We start from the raw sequence: 18,820 nt of genomic DNA on the forward strand, positions 1-18,820 counted from the left end.
TCAATGCTTTCGCGCCCGTAAGGCTTGTATAGATCTTTTACTTCATCGTAAATAAAACTTAAATCTATTGCTGCATCTATTTTTCTAACTAAATGATTTTTAGGAACAAGATCATCTAAACTTAACATTTCAATTTGTGTTCTGTCTGCTTTCTTTTTAATTCCCATCATAATGAAACACCACCTTACTTTTACTATCATATTTTAACATAAAAATAAACAACTAGCTTCATTTTGAAGTTAGTTGTCAACAGTCTGAGCACTACTAAAATTAGTAGTGCTTATTTTATTATTTATATATTACCGAATCAACATAATCATAAATTTCTTTTTTCTTCTTTTCTGATTTTTCCATTATGCTTCTTATCTCTTTATCAACTTCTTCAAAAAACTCCTCATTTCTTAAAGAATTTAAGTTAACCTTAACATTAACTACAGAACTTTCTATTGCTGAGTGGAGTAAAATTGCAGCAATACTTAAATCTGATAAAAGCATTTTATTTCCGTACTTAGCCATAACATCTAAATTATCATAAAAGCTCAAGCTTTCTCGTGCAAGTATTAATGGAGCTTCCATTGCTTTTATTGTATTATATTTAATTGCCTTAGATCTACTTTTCTTATCTTCTTCAGTTTCTTTAGGAAGTTTATAACAGTCCATTAATTTCATAAAATTTTCTCTGTCAGCTTCCATAAGCTCTAAACTTCTATTTGTAAATTCCTTTGATTTTTCTTCAACTTCCCTTATCATTAACTGTTCTTTTTCATCTAATGCTAAATAAGCCTTTTTGTCTACAGTTAATGAGTAAACCATAGAGTTTAATGCTCCAGATATGGCGGAAGCCAACCCTGCAACAGCTCCTCCTCCTGGAGATGGCATATCTGATCCTAATTCCTCCAAAAATTCTTTTATTTTTTCATCACAAAATTTAGTCATTTACATACCCCCAAATTATTTAAAATTCCTATTATCCAATATTGAAATTACATATCCTAAGTAAATCCAGAATATCATAGATATAAAACTTACTATATATATAAGTGTACTTTCAAAAAGATTAGCGGCTAGAATACCAACCAGCATTGATACCAACACTGTCATTCTTAATCTTTCTTTTCTTTTTAGGTTATCCACACGCTTTAATATAAAGATTAACATTCCACATAAAAAAGCTAAAAATAAAATCAATGATATTACTCCATTTACAGTTATTATTTGGAAGTATATATTATGAAGTCCACCATATTCAAGCCCAGGAAGATCCCATGTTATTCTTGCTTCCTTCATACTCACAAATAATGCGGTATTACCTACTCCAATAAAAGGATACCATTTGATCACTGCCCATGCAGTCCTCCAAAGATTACTTCTTCCACTTGTATACAATCTTATTGCAGTATAATTCCAATCTGTACCTACAATTACTATAATTGAAGCTATTATTAATATTATTGGCAGAATTATCATACTTATTCTAATATATTTATTTTTAAGATATATAAATGCTGCCGTATAGAACATTGCTATAACTATTAATATGGCACTACGACCTCTAAACACCATCATAGTTATTAACTGCAATGCAATATTTCCAAGACAATATAATTTTATCTTATTTATTTTTGTTGAATAATTAATATATAAACATAATGTAATTGCAATTGCTGCTGCTATTGAAATTGCATTTTCATTTTCAAATAATCCACCTTTACTACCAGCAAATAAAAATTTTCCGATCTCTATATTTTGATTAAAAATCCTCATAAGCAAAGATACTATAGAAGCTATTGCCATAAATATAGTATAAAAATAAGTTATGATTTCCATTTCCTTTATTAATTCTTTTTTACTTTTAAAAATATCTATTGTATAAATACTTATAAAAAGTATACTGTTAACAAGCCATATTACTAGATTTTCTCCAGTTCTATAAAAAATTAATGTCAAAATTAATGTCAAAATTAAGAATGCACCTAATGATATATCAAAACCATATATCTTTCTTTTCTTATACCCACTAAAAACCATATAAAATATTATAATTACTCCCCAAAGAAGAGCAATTTTGCTTAGTATATGTATTCCAGGTATTGTTTTTAATGCAGTTACAAATGTTAAACTTACAAATAAATAAAATAATTTAAAATAAAATTTGCTCTTTTCTATATATCCAAATATCTTCTCAATGGTGTCTTTCATAAGCCTCTTTATACACTCCTTTTATGCATTCAACTAATACTTCTTCTGAATACTTATCAACTACTTTTTTTCTAATTAAATTCTTATTATATATATTATAATTTTCTTTTATTTCTATAAGTGCATCTTTTATACTGTCCACATCATTTTTATTAGCTATTATTCCATTATACTCTTCTATTATATCTTCAGCTCCACCATTATTGGCTCCAATCACAGGCTTTCCACAAGCTAATGCTTCTATATAAACCACTCCAAATGTTTCATGCTCTGATGGAAGTGCAAATGCGTCACACTTTCTCATTTCTTCTGAAACCTGCTCTCTTGATAAAGCCCCCAGAAAGTTTACCTGCTCATCTATATTAATCTCTTTAGCCAGTTCTTCTAAGGAATTTTTAGTAGATCCATCTCCTCCAATATTTAAAATAACATCTTGACCTTTAAAAGCCATAGAAAAAGCTTTTATTAAATCTCCCATTCCTTTGCCTTCTTCAAGAAATGCACATGAAAAGAAAGTGAATTTTTTATTTTTGTTATTATCTATATAAAATAAATTTAAATCAACCATATTCGGTATAACCATAATATCTCTATCTACATATTCACTTATTTCTTTTTTTAATCCTGTTCCTACAGATACTAATATATCTGCTTCTTTATAAGCATCAAATATATATTGTTTATATGAATCCTTAGCATATTTCGCATATTTTAATGATGAGTGTTCTGTTATAACTAATGGTATATTATACTTTTTACTTATATATGCTGCTGCTATGCCACCCCAAAAACATGAATGAGCATGTATTATATCAACTTTCCCTTCCTTTTTCACAATCTCTTTATAAAGTTTATCCATTCTTTTATTAAAACTTCTAAACATCATTGGATTTTTAGGAAAATAATTATAATCTTTATATCTATAAGTTCTTAAATTATCTTCTACTTGGAAATTGATTTTTCTCTTTTCTTTAATCTTTCCAAATTTAGTTATTGGCCATATTTCATTATAAGCAACACTTATTTTTTCTCCATCATTTTGAAGTGCTTTAAACTGTTCTTTAAAAAAGCTTCCATGAACCTTATTTGCCTTACTTGAATACCAAGACGGAATGACCATTATATGCATTTAATCACGTCCCCATAATATTTTATTTAACCTACCAACTATTGAATTCCATTCATAATTATAATCCGGACCAGAACATAAGTTATTATGTTCATACATTTCAATCATATTATAAATATTATTTTTAATATCTTCACTAGAATTATATGAACATATACATTTATCATTATCTTTAGTAATCCTTCCTATAGGATCATTTTTATCACCATATATAACAAATATTCTCCCATTTGCTCCAAAATAATCATATATTTTAGCTGGAATCTGCTTTGAATTTTTATTTCCAAACAAAAGCAATATATCACCATTTAACATGTATTTAAGAGCTTCATTAAAAGGAATTCTTGGTGAAACTTTTGCTACATCTAGCTTTTCTAATTTCTTTCGTCCTTCAACATCATCTATATTTCCAAAGAATAGTATATTCAATTTTCTATATTTTGAATAATCGTCTTTTTTTATGTTCTCAATTGCTTCTATAAAAGGCCTAATATCTCTAAGCTTTGAGAATATTTCTCCAGTATAAATAATATTAATCTTATTCTTATCTATAAATCTAGGTGGCTCTTCTTTGCTTAAATCATCATATAATTTTGAATCAAACCCTCTATTTAATATAAAAGTGTTATCTTTATTTAATTTTTTATAATCCTTTAAATATTCGCTTCTATTATCTTCTGTAACAAATATAAATTTATCTGCACAGCTTATTATATTTTTCTCCATATTCTTTTCTATAAGTTTCTTTAATATAAAGCTCTTTTCACGTGTCGAATCTTTAAGCCAAGGATCACTCCAATATGTTATCCATGGTATATCTTTATATTGCTTCTTTATATAATAAGCACAAAGATGTGAAGATGGTGGTTCATGCATAGAAAATATTACATCAATCTTTTCATCTTCTATAAGCTTTATCCCATATTTTGAAGCATTCTTTGCCCATCCATAATACATATCTGGTATAACCACTGCATTTTTTATCTTTCTTAGTATTTTTTTTATATTTCCTGAGCTTTTATTATTAGAAAAATTGTGAGAATTAGCTGATTTTTTAGGCATTAATTTATTAAATATAGCGCCGCCTTTAACCGCATGAAGTCTTATTTTTTTATTCATCATTGATAAAAGTGTCTCATCATAATAAACTGAGTTTTGGGGAAAATTCACTGTTAAAAGATGTATTTCATTTCCATCAATATCACTTAACTTATTTAAATACTGCAATGTTTCAATAGCTGCAGAATTATTTATTAATGGTGAATAACATGCTATAAATAATAATTTCATAAAGCCTCCTAATCTAACTGCTTATTTATTAAACCTCTTAAGTAATATATCTTTCATTTCAATAAATTCTTCTATTTTAAATATATAACTTAAACTAAAGTATACTATCATTCCAATAATTGTTCCAGTTAATAAAGTTATACTGGAATTTATCATTTTATTCTGTGTAAAGTTTATGCTGTCTCCTATTAACATAAGAAATACTACAATAACTATTCCCATAATTAATGAGTTAACTACTATAATCCCTATCTTTTTAATTATATCTCCTACATTAAAATTTCGTTCACTCTTCATAATACTTATAAATAATAGTATTGATGTAACCATCATAGCTATTCCAGATGCTAATGCTATTCCTGTTATTCCTATTACTTTTGATAAAGTTATGCTAAGAGTAACATTTATAACAACACCTATAACACCATTCATAGCAGTTATCTTTGTTTTTCCCATAGAAAAAAGTGTAGAATTTAAAATATCTCTCATGCCCGTGAAGAATATTCCAAAACTATAACCAAATAGTGCTAATGTAGTAAGAGTAACTGCTCTCTCATCAAATAATCCTCTTTCATATACAAGACTTACAATTGTTTTTGAAAATATCATAACGCCAACTGTTATTGGAATTAACAATATTGCTAGATATATTACAGATTTTTTTAATATGTTTATAAACCCAGATCTATCATTTGAATTTATAAGATTAGCCATCATTGGATATGAAACACTTGATATTGCTACTGTTATTGTATTATTTATAAATACTATAAGCTTTTGAGCAAAATTAAGTGCTGATATTGATCCTTCTTTTAAAGAAGCACCTACTTTTATATCTACCATCATATTTAATGAATTTGCGCCTGCACCAACTATTACAGGAAGTATTATAAAAAGCATAGTTTTTAATCTCTTATCTTTAAAATCAATAATGAACTTATATTTATAATTATGAGTCCAAAGTGAAGGAACTTGAACTAAAACTCTGCAGAAATTACCTATAACATTAGCAATAGTCAATCCTACAATATCACTGTTTTTAAATAATATTAAATATAATATCATTGGTAAATTAAAAAATAATCCAAGTATAGACGGAATCACAAAGTCTTCATTAACTTGAAGCATTGCAGTAAAGCATGCATTCACAGACAAAAACAATAAGTTAAGTAAAGTTATTCGCGTTAATTTAATTGCTAAAGCCATACCTTCTGGTGATAGACCACTTCCCTGGCTTCCTTTTCCTAGCCATCCCACAATTTCTTCTGAAAATATGCTGCTTGCAATAAAGAATACAATCGATATAGCAAAGAGTATGTTTATAACCTTATTAGCAAAGTTATACATCTCTTCTTGCCCCTTTTCTGCGCGTACTTTGCTAAGCATTGGTAAAAATGCAGTAGATATTGAAAGACCTACCAATGTAAATATAGTTTCTGGTATTGAAACTGCTATATTATAAGCATCAGTGTACATTCCTCCGCCAAAATCTTTTGCAATAAGTATATCACGTAAAAAACCAATTACCCTGCTTATTAAGGAAACTATCATTATTATAAATGTCGATTTTATTAAACTGCTTTCTTTTTTCATAACACACCTTGAATTTGGTTGACAGTTGACAATTGATAGCTGACAGTTATTTTACCATATCCATCTAATATAAATTATACTAAAACTATCATAGATTTTCTTATAGTAATTTCCATATTTATAACTATTCAATATCAATAATCACTTATCAATTGCATTTCTTTCTATTTTTAACTACTTGTATTAAAAACTTAGGGATAGCTCCCAATCTTTTAATTCTAAATGGCTCCTTTATTGTTCTATATAACCATTCTAAACCTAGTGATATCATCCATTTAGGGGCCCTATTTACCTTTCCAGCAAAAACGTCAAATACTCCACCTACACCCATGAATATTTTAATATTTGAATCATGTAGTATTTTATCTATAAATATTTCCTGCCTTGGTGAACCCATTGCTACAAATATTGCATATATATCTTTAGATTTAATATCTTCAATTATATCTTTACAATTGTTAAGGTCAAAAAAACCATTATGTGAACCTGCTATATTTAAACTTGGATGCTGTTTTTTTATATTTTCTATGCACTTTACAAGAACTTCTTCCTCAGCACCTAAAAGATATATACTCTTTTTCTCTTTTTCTGACTTTATAAGAATTTCTTTAACAACATCTATTCCTGCTATTTTCTCTTTTACTGGATCTTTAACTATTTTAGATGCAAGTACTGTCCCTATTCCATCTGGAATTATTAATGAAGTTTCTGCATTAAAGCTTTCTTTCAGCTTATTATTCTTCATGCCATTCAACAATATTTCCGGATTTCCAGATACTATATTTACTTTTTCATACTTTTCTATATATTTCATGAGACTATTTTTATCTTCATTAAAAACTTTAAAATCTAGTATTTTTGTAAACATACAATCTCCTTTTATGTATACAACCATTTATATTTGAATTGTCTATTATACATACCATAACATAATAGACAATTTAATTATTATATCTCTTTATTTAACTACTCTATTTAACATTTGATCTAATTCAATAACTATTTCATCAGATGGATCTATCTTTTTAGCTTTTTCTAGATATTCCCTTGCTTGTTCTTTATCCCCTAAATTAATATAACACATAACAATATTTGTGCAAATACCCACTTCATTTGATGCTTCAAATGCTTTCTTAAAATACTTAACAGCTTCTTCATAGTTATGAATACATGCATAATTTAATCCTAATTCATTAACCACTTCAAGAATACCTGATTCAATTTGTAAACTCTCCATTAAGTAGTAAATTGCTTTATCATAATTTTCTAATTTTCTATATGCTACGGCTAAGTAATAATATATTAATGGATTTTTTTCAAATTGTTCTTGAAGAGGCAGCAATAAGCTAATAGCTTTTTCTGGTTCGTCATTTACTATCTCTATTGCCTTTTCATAGTTTCCTATATTATTAATGTCATTCATTACGATTTCTATTTCATTTGTTTTTTCTCCGCCCTTATTTACATATTCATTTATTTCAACTTGTGCCTTTTTATAGTCACCATCATCTCTGCAGATTAATGCTGAGTACAGATATGGCTTAGGATTATGATCGAATTTTTCTTTGCATTCTTCAATGTCTTCTAATAACAATTCTGAAAAGCCTTTATTTTCTTCTCTTATAGCTTCACCAATTGAGAGTACTGCTTCCATAACTTCCTGTTCATTAGTATATCTATATAATCCTTTTGATAAAATATAAGCATCCTCTAATTCATTCTTTTTTACTTTATCTGCAATTATACTTTTTATGCATTGTTCACTATCATCAATGTAAGATAAAATACAGCCATAATCATCATTAAATCTAAGATTTTTATCTGCTCCAAATGCCATAAACATACCTTCTATAAAATAGTATATAGGTAAATTATGTATTTTTATTTCATCAGTCGCATTGTTTGCAACATACTCACCACTTATAGGGATATATAAATCATCATTTTTTAATTTTATATCATCTGGTATATTAATGCTTTTAAAAAATGCTTCCTTATTTATTTCTAAAAACAGCATTTTACTTAATTTATCTTTATACATAGTTTTATAATTCATCTTAGCACCTCATATTAATATTTAGAAATTTATAAGACTACATTTTAGTAAATATGTAATCATTACTTTATTATACTTCATTATTTGTATTTGTAAAATTTACTGTTATTCTTAATAAAATCATCTACTATAGTAATTATAACCTAAACTCTAAATATATAAATTATAGATAATAAAAAAATCGCCAAGGCGACTATGATATAGTCTTCTATAAAATACAATAGCTTTTATAAGACGTAATCCTTTAAGCCGTCGATTTTTTTCAGTGCACTCTGGATTTTCTGAGCAAGCTTGCGAAAAGGCCAGGCCATATAATTTATTTTTTATTCTTTAGGAACTATGCATTAGTCTATTGCAATATTTTTTAAAATAACTTATACCCTCAAGGGGCACCTCGCCACAGATTGTCCATAAATATAATTTTCTAAAGAATAAAAAATTGCTATCACCTATAATGATGATAGCAATTTTTTTATTTATATTCTAGTTTAATTTTTCATTTATTATTTCCATTACTTTTTCTTTAAAGTTAGCTATTTGTGTTTCTGCATCTTCTAAGCTACTGCCTTTTATAGCTAAGTAAATCTTCATTTTTGGTTCAGTTCCTGATGGTCTTACTACAAAATATGAATCATCTTCTAAAATATATTTTAATACATTTGATTTTGGTAGGTTAATAGTCTTTTCAGATCCACCCTTAACATCTTCTTCAATGCTTAATTTATAATCTAATCTAGTTGCTACTTTAACATCTCCAACTGCATTTAATTTTTCAGTTCTTAATGCTTCTATGCAAGTTCCTATCTTTTCTTGGCCTTCTTTACCTTTTAATTCAATAGATACCAAATTTTCCTTAAAGAATCCATATTTTTCGTATAATTCTATTAATGCATCATAAAGGCTCTTGCCTTGTTTCTTATAATATAATGCCATTTCACATGCAAGCATTGAAGCAATTACAGCATCCTTATCACGTACAAAAGTACCTGCTAAGTATCCATAACTTTCTTCAAACCCGAAAAGATAACTCTTATCTCCTGCATCTTCAAATTCTCTGATTTTTTCTCCGATATACTTGAATCCTGTTAATACATCCATTAATTCAACACCGAAGTCTTCTGCAATCTTTCTAGCACCTTCTGTTGTAACTATTGTTTTAATAACAACACCATTTTTAGGTAATTTTCCTGTTTCTTTAAGAGAGCTTAATACATAATGAGTTAAAAGTAAACCAGTTTGGTTTCCTGTTAATACTTTGTATTCTCCACTAGCTTCTTTAACAACAAGACCAATTCTATCACAATCTGGGTCTGTTCCAAAGATCAAATCTGGTGCTTCTGTTTCTGCCATTTTTAATGCAAGCTTAAATACATCTGGATTTTCTGGATTTGGATATGAAGCTGTTGGGAAGTTTCCATCTGGAGCTTCTTGTTCTTTAACAACATCAACATTATATCCAAGATCCTTTAATACCGCTCTAACTGGAACATTTCCCGAACCATGGATAGGAGTATAAATAACTTTTAGTTCTTTAGCGCTTTCTTTAACTAAATCTTTTCTTATTGTTAAAGCTTCAACTTTTTCATAGTAAACCTTATCTAATGCTTCTCCAACATATTCTAAAAGATTCTTTTCTAAAGCTTCACTTTCTTCTATACTTTTAATCTTAGAAAAATCGTCTACAGCCTTAACACATTGAATTATTATGTTAGCTTTTTCATCAGTTACTTGTCCACCGAACTCATCATACACCTTATATCCATTGTAAATCTTTGGATTGTGTGATGCAGTTATTACTATACCACCAGTACATTTTAATTCTCTAACAGCAAATGATAGTACTGGAGTTGGTCTTAAACTTTCATATAAATAAACCTTTATATTATTTGCACATAAAGTAAGTGCAGCAGATTTAGCAAATTCTTTAGACATATTTCTTGAATCATAAGCAATGGCTACACTTGGCTTATCAAAGCTTTTATTTAAATAATCAGCAAATCCTTGAGTTGCTTGAGCTACAGTATATACGTTCATTCTATTACTACCAGCTCCGATTACGCCTCTTAATCCACCTGTACCAAAATCTAAATCTTGATAGAATCTATCCTCTATATCCTTTTCATCAGTTATACTTCTTAATTCATTTTTTGTCTCTTCATTTATTATGTCTGAATTTAACCAAATATTATATTTTTCTTTGTAATTCATTTTAATCGTCCCTCCCCATTTATCTCATTATTTATTATACAATATTTGAATATAATAAAAAATAGTTTTATAGTTTTTTGAATAGCAACTTCTGATCTTTTGACAAAAACTTCGACAGCTTTTAGTAATATTTTATAAATGAATCTTTGATTTTGCCTATAAGTTTCAAAGATATTCAAAATTTTTTTATCTAAATTTCATATAGATATTATATATAAATTTTACTTTTTATTATATTCTACTTTTTCTCTACATCATCTTCTGGCTCTATCATGAATTGTTTTCCAGATATTGAAGCTAACACTGTATTTAAGTCATCTACAATAGATATTTCACTACCGACTTCGATATCACTTAATTTAAATACGCTTCCTATTTGAGCATTTTTAATGTCAAACTCTATTGATTTTGGTAAATCTTCTGGCATACAAGATACTTTAACAGTATCTTTTTGAGTTTGTAATACAACACCTTTTTCATTTAAGAAATCTTTTCCTTTAAAGATTATTGGAACTTCAGATTCAATTGTATGATTATTATCAATTTCTTCTAAATCTACATGAATTACATTATGATTAACTGCATCTTTTTGTACTTCTTTTATTACAGCAGTTCCACTATAACCATCTAAATTAAAGTTTACTACTCCATGTTCTCCAGCATCACTTAAATCTCTTAAAAGGTCCATTTGACCTATTTCAAACATTAAACTTCCTAATTTCTTTCCATAAACAATACCTGGAATTACTCCATTTCTTCTTAGTCTTCTTGCATTATGTCCGGTTTCTTCATTTCTTTTATTTAATTTCAATTCTTTCATTAATAATCTCTCCTTAAACTTTCTTTGAAGAATGCGTAATAAAATAAATGTAATTATAATTATTTATTTACGCATTCTTTCACTATACATTTTTTAAGTCTTTCCAATTTAAGAAGAAATTATACTTAACTTTAGTTACACTCTAAGTTCGCTCAATTCTAACCTTACTGCCACCAACACCACATTCTGCTGGAGTAATAACAAGTTTTACAGGAACTCTGTTTTTTATACTTTCGACATGGCTTATTATACCAACTTTAAGCCTGTCATTATGAATTCTTTCAAGAGAGCTCATTACAACTTCAAGTAAATCTTCATCTAATGTACCAAAGCCTTCATCTAAGAAGAATAATTCAAGCGGCGCTGTTCCTTTTAATTGAATTTGTGCTGATAAAGCTAAAGCTAATGATAAAGATGCAAGGAATGTTTCTCCCCCTGATAATGTTGAAGCATCCCGTTCCGCTCCTCCATTTTTATAATCTCTCATTATAAATCTTCCATTTTCATCAACTTCAATTCCAAAGTTTCCATGAGTTATTTCTTTTAATCTCTTTGAGGCTTCAATTGTTACATATTTTAATTGATATGCAGCAACAAACTCTACGAACTTTTTGCCTTTAAATAATTTATCTAAATCTGATAACAATGATATTTTGTGATCTAATTCTTTTCTCTTACTTAAAAGTTCTTTTTGTTCATTCATCTTAGTTTCTAAAACTTTTAACTCTTCATCACATTTAATTTTTTCTTCATTTAATTTAGAATATCTTTCATATTCCTGAACCTTTAGTAATTTTATCCTTTCATATTCTTCTTTGCTTATTTCTCTGTCATCTATTTTCTTTAATAAACTTTCTATAGCACCATCTATTTTAGATAAGTTTTCATTATATAAATTCACATTATCCTTATATGAATTTAACAATTCCTCTTTAATCAAGCTCTTTCTAACATCTTCTGAGCTTTCAAATCCTTCATCTTTTATAGACTTACTTAAACTTATTTCATCTTGATTTTTCCTTACTGTTAAATCATTGTCTTTACTTTGCGCTGAAATAAGCTTTTCATTTATATCTTTATATTCTTTTTCTATTTCATTTTTTCTTTCTTCTGTCCTCTTATATAACTCACTTATATCTATGATATTCTTTTTAATAGTTATTAATAATTTTTTTAACTCTTTTTCTTCACCAACTTTATTTTTTATAGATTGGATCTTTTCCTTTTTACTTTCTTCATATGAATTTAAATTAGTATCTATTTTAGCAGCACTTTCTTTGCTTATAGATAACTCTGCATTTTTATTTTCTTTTAATTTTTTTAGTTTATCTAACTCATTTCTTTTTTCTTTTAATACTTTTTCAAGTGAATTTCTTTTTAATTCAATTTGTGTTATTTCCTCATTCTTTTTCTTAAAATCTTCTACACTTGTATCTTCTTTTAATTTAGATAAAATATTTTCATAAATATTAAATTCTTCCTCTTTATCAGTAATTTCTTTATTTAATAAATTAAGCTGTTTTACATTATTAGCATATACTTCTCTTTTGCTATTAATTTTTCCGTCTTCTTCTGTTATTTCATTTTTTATATTGTTTAATGCTTTTTCAGTACTTTCCCTTTCTTTCTTATAAACATCTAAATCTTTTTCTAATTTACTAAATCTTTTTTGAAGCTCTTCTAATGAAGCTTCTTTTAAAAACTCCTCTATTTTAATGATTTCTTCTTTATTCTTATTATTTTTTTCATTTAGTAATAAGATTCTGCTTTCATATTTTATAATGGCTTCTGAAATTAATTTTATTTCTTTTTCTTTCGCTTTAATCTTTTCTTCTATTACTGTTACATCTTTTAATTCATCATTTTTTATATTTTCTTTAACATGATGCGTTGAACCACATACTGGACAAGTATCACCTTCAATTAAATCTACTCTTAAAGTATGTGCTAAATTTTCTTTTATCGCTTCATTAAGCTCATCTTTAAATTCATCTAATTCTTTTTCAAAAGCTTCTAATTCTTTCTTTTTATCTTCCTTTTCACTGTCTAGTTTTTTTATTTCATTTTCACATGCTTTATTTTCTTCGTTTAATTTATTTAAATTATTAGTTCTTTCTTTTGCTACATTTATAAGATCTCTAAGACCTAGTAATGCATTTTGATCACCAGGGCAATTTTCATCTAAAGATTTAATCTTTTCATTATATTCATTTAATATTTTTTTCTTTTCTTCTAATATACTTCTAAGTTTTTTCCCTTCTTCTAAAACTACAAGATTATCCTTTTCTATATTCTCTTTTTTTTCTTTATCCTTAATAAGTGCATCTTTTATGGAGGACAATCTTTGCTCATCTAAAATCCCTTTTTGTACTTTAACTTTAAATTCTTCATCTATTTTTAACTTGTCATACTCACTTTGATTATTTTCACATTCAGCTGAATATCTTTTTATTTCTTCTTCTAGTTCTAGAAGCTTCTTACTATCTTCTTCAATTTTTATATGTAGTGCTTTCTTCTCATTTAATAATAAAGATATTTTTGCTTCAATACTCTTAAGTGCTTCTTCTTCACTTATTGCATCACTAACCATCTTCTCATTTACTAACAATTTAGGAAGATCATTATCTTTCTTTTCCTTAGCTAAATCATAAGTTTTATCTATTTCTTCTTTTTCAATTTTTATATTTTGAAGTTTACTACTTAATAAAGTAAGCTGAGTTTTATTTTCTTTAAAAGCTGCTATTGTATTTTCATATGCTTTCAAATAAGGTAATACTCTATTGCTTGCTTCTCCAAGCTTTATTATAGATTTAAGTTCATTATACTTATCTTCTTTTTCCTTTAACTTAAGTCTCTTTTCTGAATACTCATTTAACTCAATTTGTAAATTCCAAAGATTTTCGCATTCTTTAAACTTTTTATCTAGCTTTTCATTTTCATCTTTTAATGATACTAAGTTATTATTAATCTCATTTAAAGCTTCCTTCTTTGCATTTATATTTTCATCAGTTATATCTTCATACCCCATAAGCTGACCATTTAATATATTTGATTCACTTCTCTGTCTTGTTATTTCCCTTGACAGCTTATTAGATAAATTATCCCCATACTTTTGAAGGTTAAATAACCTTTCAAGCATTTCTCTACGATCTTTTCCTTCAAGTTTTAAGAAGTCACTAAATTTACCTTGTGGCAGTACTACTGTCCTTGTAAAGTCTTCTAAATTAAGCCCAATAATTGACTCAATGGCTTTATTTATTCCCTTCACGCTATCAGCTAAAATCTCATCATTTTCACAATCAATAAGCTTGCATTTTCCTGATAAAATACTTCCATCTTTCTTTCTTCTAAATTCTCTGTCTACAATATATCTTTTTACCTCTGAACTACAAATTTGAAATTCAAAATTAACATTTAATCTATCGCAATTTATATTTATATAATTAGAACTTTTTCTTGCTATGTTTCCATACAGAGCCAAAGTTATTCCATCAAGTATACTTGATTTACCACTACCAGTCGGTCCAAAAATCCCAAAGAAACCTTCACTTGTAAGATCCTCAAAATCAATTGTCTGTTTTTCTATAAAACTATTTAATCCTTCAATCATAAGCTTAATTGGTCTCATCAGCTTCTTCCTCCTCTCCCATTATAGATAATAGTAATTTTAACAATTCATCATCAGGTTCAACATCTCTTTCTTTCTTATAAAACTCCGTAAAGATTTCTTCAAAAGATTTCTCATTAACATTTACAAATTCACTTTCTTCATCCTCAATGCCTTTTACTTTAGGTGTGATTTCAAGAATATCTTTCTTTAAATCTTTCATTGATTTTATTTCATCTTCTTTTATATATCTGTCAGTTTCAACTTCTAAATACACCCAACAGTCTCTGTCTTTATTTTCTTCACATTTGCTTATTGCCTCTTCAATGCCTTTGCATCTCCATATTTCTATTGGCTTATAAACCTTAAATTCTACTTCTTCTATTTTGCATTCTTCTTTAGGCTTAACATCTACTATAAAACATTTTTTCTTAAAGCTTATTTCTTTCTTATTATAATGAAGTGGCGATCCACAATATCTTGCTTTCTTATTTGTTCCGGGAACTATTTGTGGCTTATGAACATGACCAAGAGCTATATATTGAGCTTCTTTGGGGAAGCAGCTTCCATCAACAATATAGCTTCCGCCAAGTTGTATACTTCTTTCAGATCCAGACTCTTCACTTCCCATAGCAAAAATATGAGATACCATAAGGTTTATTGTGTCATCTCTGTAGTTATTCTTTAATGTATCAAAAAGAGCTGCAATCCTTTCTCCATATGATTTTGCTTTTTCCTCTTCATCAGACATAAAATCATATATGACTTCATTCAATCTCTTCTCACTTGGATAAGGAACTGTTAATATAACAGCTTTTTCATTATTTACTTCTATTTCAATAAAACCTTCACCAGAATTTACAACTTTATGCTTTCCATACTCTCCAGTTTCTACTATTGTTTTTGGGGTTCCGCACATAATTATTCCATGTTCTCTAGCTAAAGGTCCTGCTGCAACTAACCTTTCTGGATTATCATGATTTCCCGCAATAACCAGTGTAAGTCTTTCGCCATTTCTAGATACCTTCTTTAATGTATCATAAAACATTCTTTCTGCTCTTGCTGGTGGGTTAGCAGTATCATAAACATCTCCTGCTATTATTATTAAATCTATATTATTCTCTTCAACGATCTTTACAAAATCATTTAAAAATTGTTCCTGTTCATCCATTCTACTTTGGCCTTCTAAGTTCTTACCTAAATGCCAATCCCCAGTATGTAATAGTCTCAAAGGTTATTCCTCCTTAATTAATTTTTTAAACTTAGATTTTTTAATCTATTAAAATGAAGCTGTCGCACAAACTAGAATTTGTAAACCAATTAACAATTGACAATTTTCAATGATCAATGAAGGAAAAAAAGCTTATAGCTTTTTAATTGTATTATTGCATCGTTATGGCATTAGCCATAACATTCGCTTTAGCGATGGCGGATTATATTTGCTATAGCAAATATAGATGCAATAATATATTTTAGAAAAACTGAAAGTTTTTCATCCTCCATTAAAAATTGATCATTGATAATTGATCATTATTAGACAAATTCCAATTTATAATATAAATATTAAACATTATCAATTATTAAGTAACACACACCTACCTTAATTATATCCTAAATGAACATGTGTTTTGCAATTAAATTTAAAAAGAACCTCTATTTCTAAAGTGCTCTTAAAATGTTAGATAAATATATTTCTATGATTTTTGAGAAGACTTAAAGATAACTGATCTTATTTATCATGTTTTAAACCATCCAATATTTCCCTTCACTACTTTCATTTTATCTTTTAAATTGTTTATATTTTTATTTTTTTAGTCTTACTGTTCAGCTTATATTAAGAATATAAATCTATAATTGGAATAACTAACCAGATGGAGGTATGTTTCATATGACTTTATTTAATAAAAAATTTCTATCCAAGCAACAAATTATAAATTCACTAAAAGAAAACTACCATATTGTTCTATTATTTTTAATTATGCTAGTCTCTTTATTCTTTAATTTATTTAATATTTCGCAATATGGATATGGAAATGAATATTATGCTGCTGCAATAAAAAGCATGAGTGAGAACTTCAAAAATTTCTTTTTTGTATCATTTGACCCTGCTGGCATGTTGTCCATAGATAAACCCCCTTTAGGTTTCTGGATTCAAACATTATCTGTATTGATTTTTGGCTATAATGGATTTGCTATGTTATTGCCTCAAGCTTTAGCAAGTACAGCTTCATGTTTGATGATGTATATTCTTGTTTCAAAACACTTTGGCAAAATCTCTGGTCTTATATCTGCATTTGTATTTTCAATTACACCTGCTGTTGTTGTGGCATCTAGAAACAATACAGTAGATATGCAGCTTGTTTTTGTACTATTAATATCTATTTATTTTTTATTTAAGTCCATTGAAAAAGACTCACCTAAATATTTATATATTGCTGGCATTCTAATTGGACTTGGATTTAATATAAAAATGTTACAAGCTTATATGTACATGCCTGCACTTTGCATAACTTATTTAATATTTGCTAAAGGAAGATTTATGAAAAAGCTTTTCAATGGAATAATTGCCTCCATAATAATGCTTTGTATTTCTTTTTCGTGGGCTATATTTGTAGATTTATATCCATCTGAAAATAGACCTTACGTTGGAAGTTCCACTTCTAATAGTGTTATGGAGCTTATTATAGATCATAATGGTGTTGAAAGAATTTCTGGAACAAGCACTAAAATTAATTCATCTAAGCCTAATAATAAAAATATCAACTCAGATGACAATAATCCAAATTTTAATTCTGGTGGACATGCTCCCAAAGATAAACATAATCTTGCTAACAGTAATAATAACATAAGCACTAATAACAGCATTAATCCTCAGCCTAATAATGCTCCTCCAAATTCTTTAGAGGTGAATTCTTCTAATAAAAATTCTAGTGGTGGACGTGATAGCATCAGTACTCCATCCATTTTAAGACTTTGGTCAAATGAACTTTATGGGCAGATTTCATGGCTAATTATTTTCTGCATATTTACTATGCTTTCATTTGTTAAAAAATTTAGGAAAAATGATTTATCCATTGAAAATTCCACGTTAACATTTTGGATTTTAAATTTCTTTACAATGTTTATATTCTTCAGCTTTGCTGGATATTTTCATAGATATTACCTTTGTATGTTTGCGCCTAGCATTAGTGCCTTATTTGGAATCGGATTTGTAAAAATGCTTAATGACTTTAAACTTAATAATTCCTTAAAGTCATTCTTGCTACCTTTAGCTTTCTTTTGTACAAATATGATTCAGCTTAGATATATTGACAATTATTCAATATTAACAGAAATATTATTTCTTTTTTGTTTAGCATTATCATTAATAGCCTTAATTCCCATTTGTATAAATTACCTTAATTCAAATAAATATTGCATATTTTGGGGAGCACTATTTTTAATGTCAGCTTTAATTGTGTGTCCATTATACTGGGCATTAACCCCTGTTAAATATGTTCCTTCAAACTTTGTAAAACCATATGCTGGACCTGAGCTTGCTTCAGATAACTCAAATAAAAAAAATAGTTCTTCTAATAATTCATTACAAGATTACCTTGTAAAAAATTATAAGGAAGGAAGTTTTTTAGTCACTTCACAAAGTACTTCTGATGTTGATTCATTCATAATTAATACTGGACTTCCTGCTTATGCTTATGGTGGTTTTTCCGGTTCTGATAAATCACTTACCTTAGATAAACTAAAAAAATATATCTCTGACGGTAAAATTACTTATTTCTTAGTTTCAAATAGAAGTAATAATTCTGATATTATAAATTATGTTAAAGAAAATGCTACTTTGATAGATCCATCTGAATATGAATCTAACTCATCAAACAAATCATTATATCTTTTTTAATAAATTTTAATGGAAGATGT

Annotated in this window: 13 protein-coding genes; 1 reads left to right on the forward strand and 12 read right to left on the reverse strand. The window is 27.6% G+C overall.

Annotated elements, in window-relative coordinates; genetic code table 11:
• The 12 genes from BN2920_RS22645 to BN2920_RS16810 form a co-directional block, all read right to left on the reverse strand.
• On the reverse strand, positions 1 to 167 hold a 167-nt coding region (locus tag BN2920_RS22645), incomplete at its 3' end, for a transposase (protein WP_479680408.1).
• 121 nt (positions 168 to 288) lie between these two features.
• Complete coding sequence (locus BN2920_RS16760) at positions 289 to 936, reverse strand: cyclodeaminase/cyclohydrolase family protein (RefSeq protein ID WP_058296121.1); 648 nt, start codon at positions 934 to 936, stop codon at positions 289 to 291.
• A gap of 15 nt (positions 937 to 951) precedes the next feature.
• Positions 952 to 2,199, reverse strand: a complete 1,248-nt coding sequence (locus BN2920_RS16765; protein WP_058296122.1) for an O-antigen ligase family protein — start codon at positions 2,197 to 2,199, stop codon at positions 952 to 954.
• On the reverse strand, positions 2,183 to 3,328 hold the full coding sequence (locus tag BN2920_RS16770; protein ID WP_058296123.1) for a glycosyltransferase: 1,146 nt from the start codon (positions 3,326 to 3,328) through the stop codon (positions 2,183 to 2,185). Before BN2920_RS16770 ends, BN2920_RS16765 begins: the two co-directional genes overlap by 17 nt.
• Positions 3,329 to 4,618, reverse strand: coding sequence for a glycosyltransferase family protein (locus BN2920_RS16775; RefSeq protein ID WP_058296124.1), 1,290 nt, complete (start codon positions 4,616 to 4,618; stop codon positions 3,329 to 3,331).
• A gap of 21 nt (positions 4,619 to 4,639) precedes the next feature.
• Positions 4,640 to 6,211 carry a murein biosynthesis integral membrane protein MurJ gene (gene murJ, locus BN2920_RS16780; RefSeq protein WP_058296125.1) on the reverse strand — a complete coding sequence of 524 codons (1,572 nt, stop codon included), beginning with the start codon at positions 6,209 to 6,211 and terminating at the stop codon, positions 4,640 to 4,642.
• Positions 6,212 to 6,359: 148 nt separating this feature from the next.
• Positions 6,360 to 7,079 carry a WecB/TagA/CpsF family glycosyltransferase gene (locus tag BN2920_RS16785; protein ID WP_058296126.1) on the reverse strand — a complete coding sequence of 240 codons (720 nt, stop codon included), beginning with the start codon at positions 7,077 to 7,079 and terminating at the stop codon, positions 6,360 to 6,362.
• A gap of 90 nt (positions 7,080 to 7,169) precedes the next feature.
• Positions 7,170 to 8,267 (reverse strand): tetratricopeptide repeat protein, encoded by a 1,098-nt coding sequence (locus BN2920_RS16790; RefSeq protein ID WP_058296127.1) that lies wholly within the window; start codon positions 8,265 to 8,267, stop codon positions 7,170 to 7,172.
• 483 nt (positions 8,268 to 8,750) lie between these two features.
• On the reverse strand, positions 8,751 to 10,475 hold the full coding sequence (locus tag BN2920_RS16795; RefSeq protein ID WP_058296128.1) for a phospho-sugar mutase: 1,725 nt from the start codon (positions 10,473 to 10,475) through the stop codon (positions 8,751 to 8,753).
• Positions 10,476 to 10,713: 238 nt separating this feature from the next.
• Positions 10,714 to 11,295: a 50S ribosomal protein L25 gene (locus BN2920_RS16800; RefSeq protein ID WP_058296129.1), complete on the reverse strand. Its 582-nt coding sequence runs from the start codon at positions 11,293 to 11,295 to the stop codon at positions 10,714 to 10,716.
• 142 nt (positions 11,296 to 11,437) lie between these two features.
• Complete coding sequence (locus BN2920_RS16805) at positions 11,438 to 14,923, reverse strand: SbcC/MukB-like Walker B domain-containing protein (RefSeq protein ID WP_058296130.1); 3,486 nt, start codon at positions 14,921 to 14,923, stop codon at positions 11,438 to 11,440.
• Complete coding sequence (locus BN2920_RS16810) at positions 14,910 to 16,133, reverse strand: exonuclease SbcCD subunit D (protein ID WP_058296131.1); 1,224 nt, start codon at positions 16,131 to 16,133, stop codon at positions 14,910 to 14,912. Before BN2920_RS16810 ends, BN2920_RS16805 begins: the two co-directional genes overlap by 14 nt.
• Before the next feature lie 747 nt (positions 16,134 to 16,880).
• Here BN2920_RS16810 and BN2920_RS16815 point away from each other — a divergent pair.
• On the forward strand, positions 16,881 to 18,800 hold the full coding sequence (locus tag BN2920_RS16815) for an ArnT family glycosyltransferase (protein WP_198157497.1): 1,920 nt from the start codon (positions 16,881 to 16,883) through the stop codon (positions 18,798 to 18,800).
• Positions 18,801 to 18,820 lie beyond the last annotated feature (20 nt).

Source organism: Clostridium neonatale (assembly GCF_001458595.1).
Lineage (GTDB): Bacteria > Bacillota > Clostridia > Clostridiales > Clostridiaceae > Clostridium > Clostridium neonatale.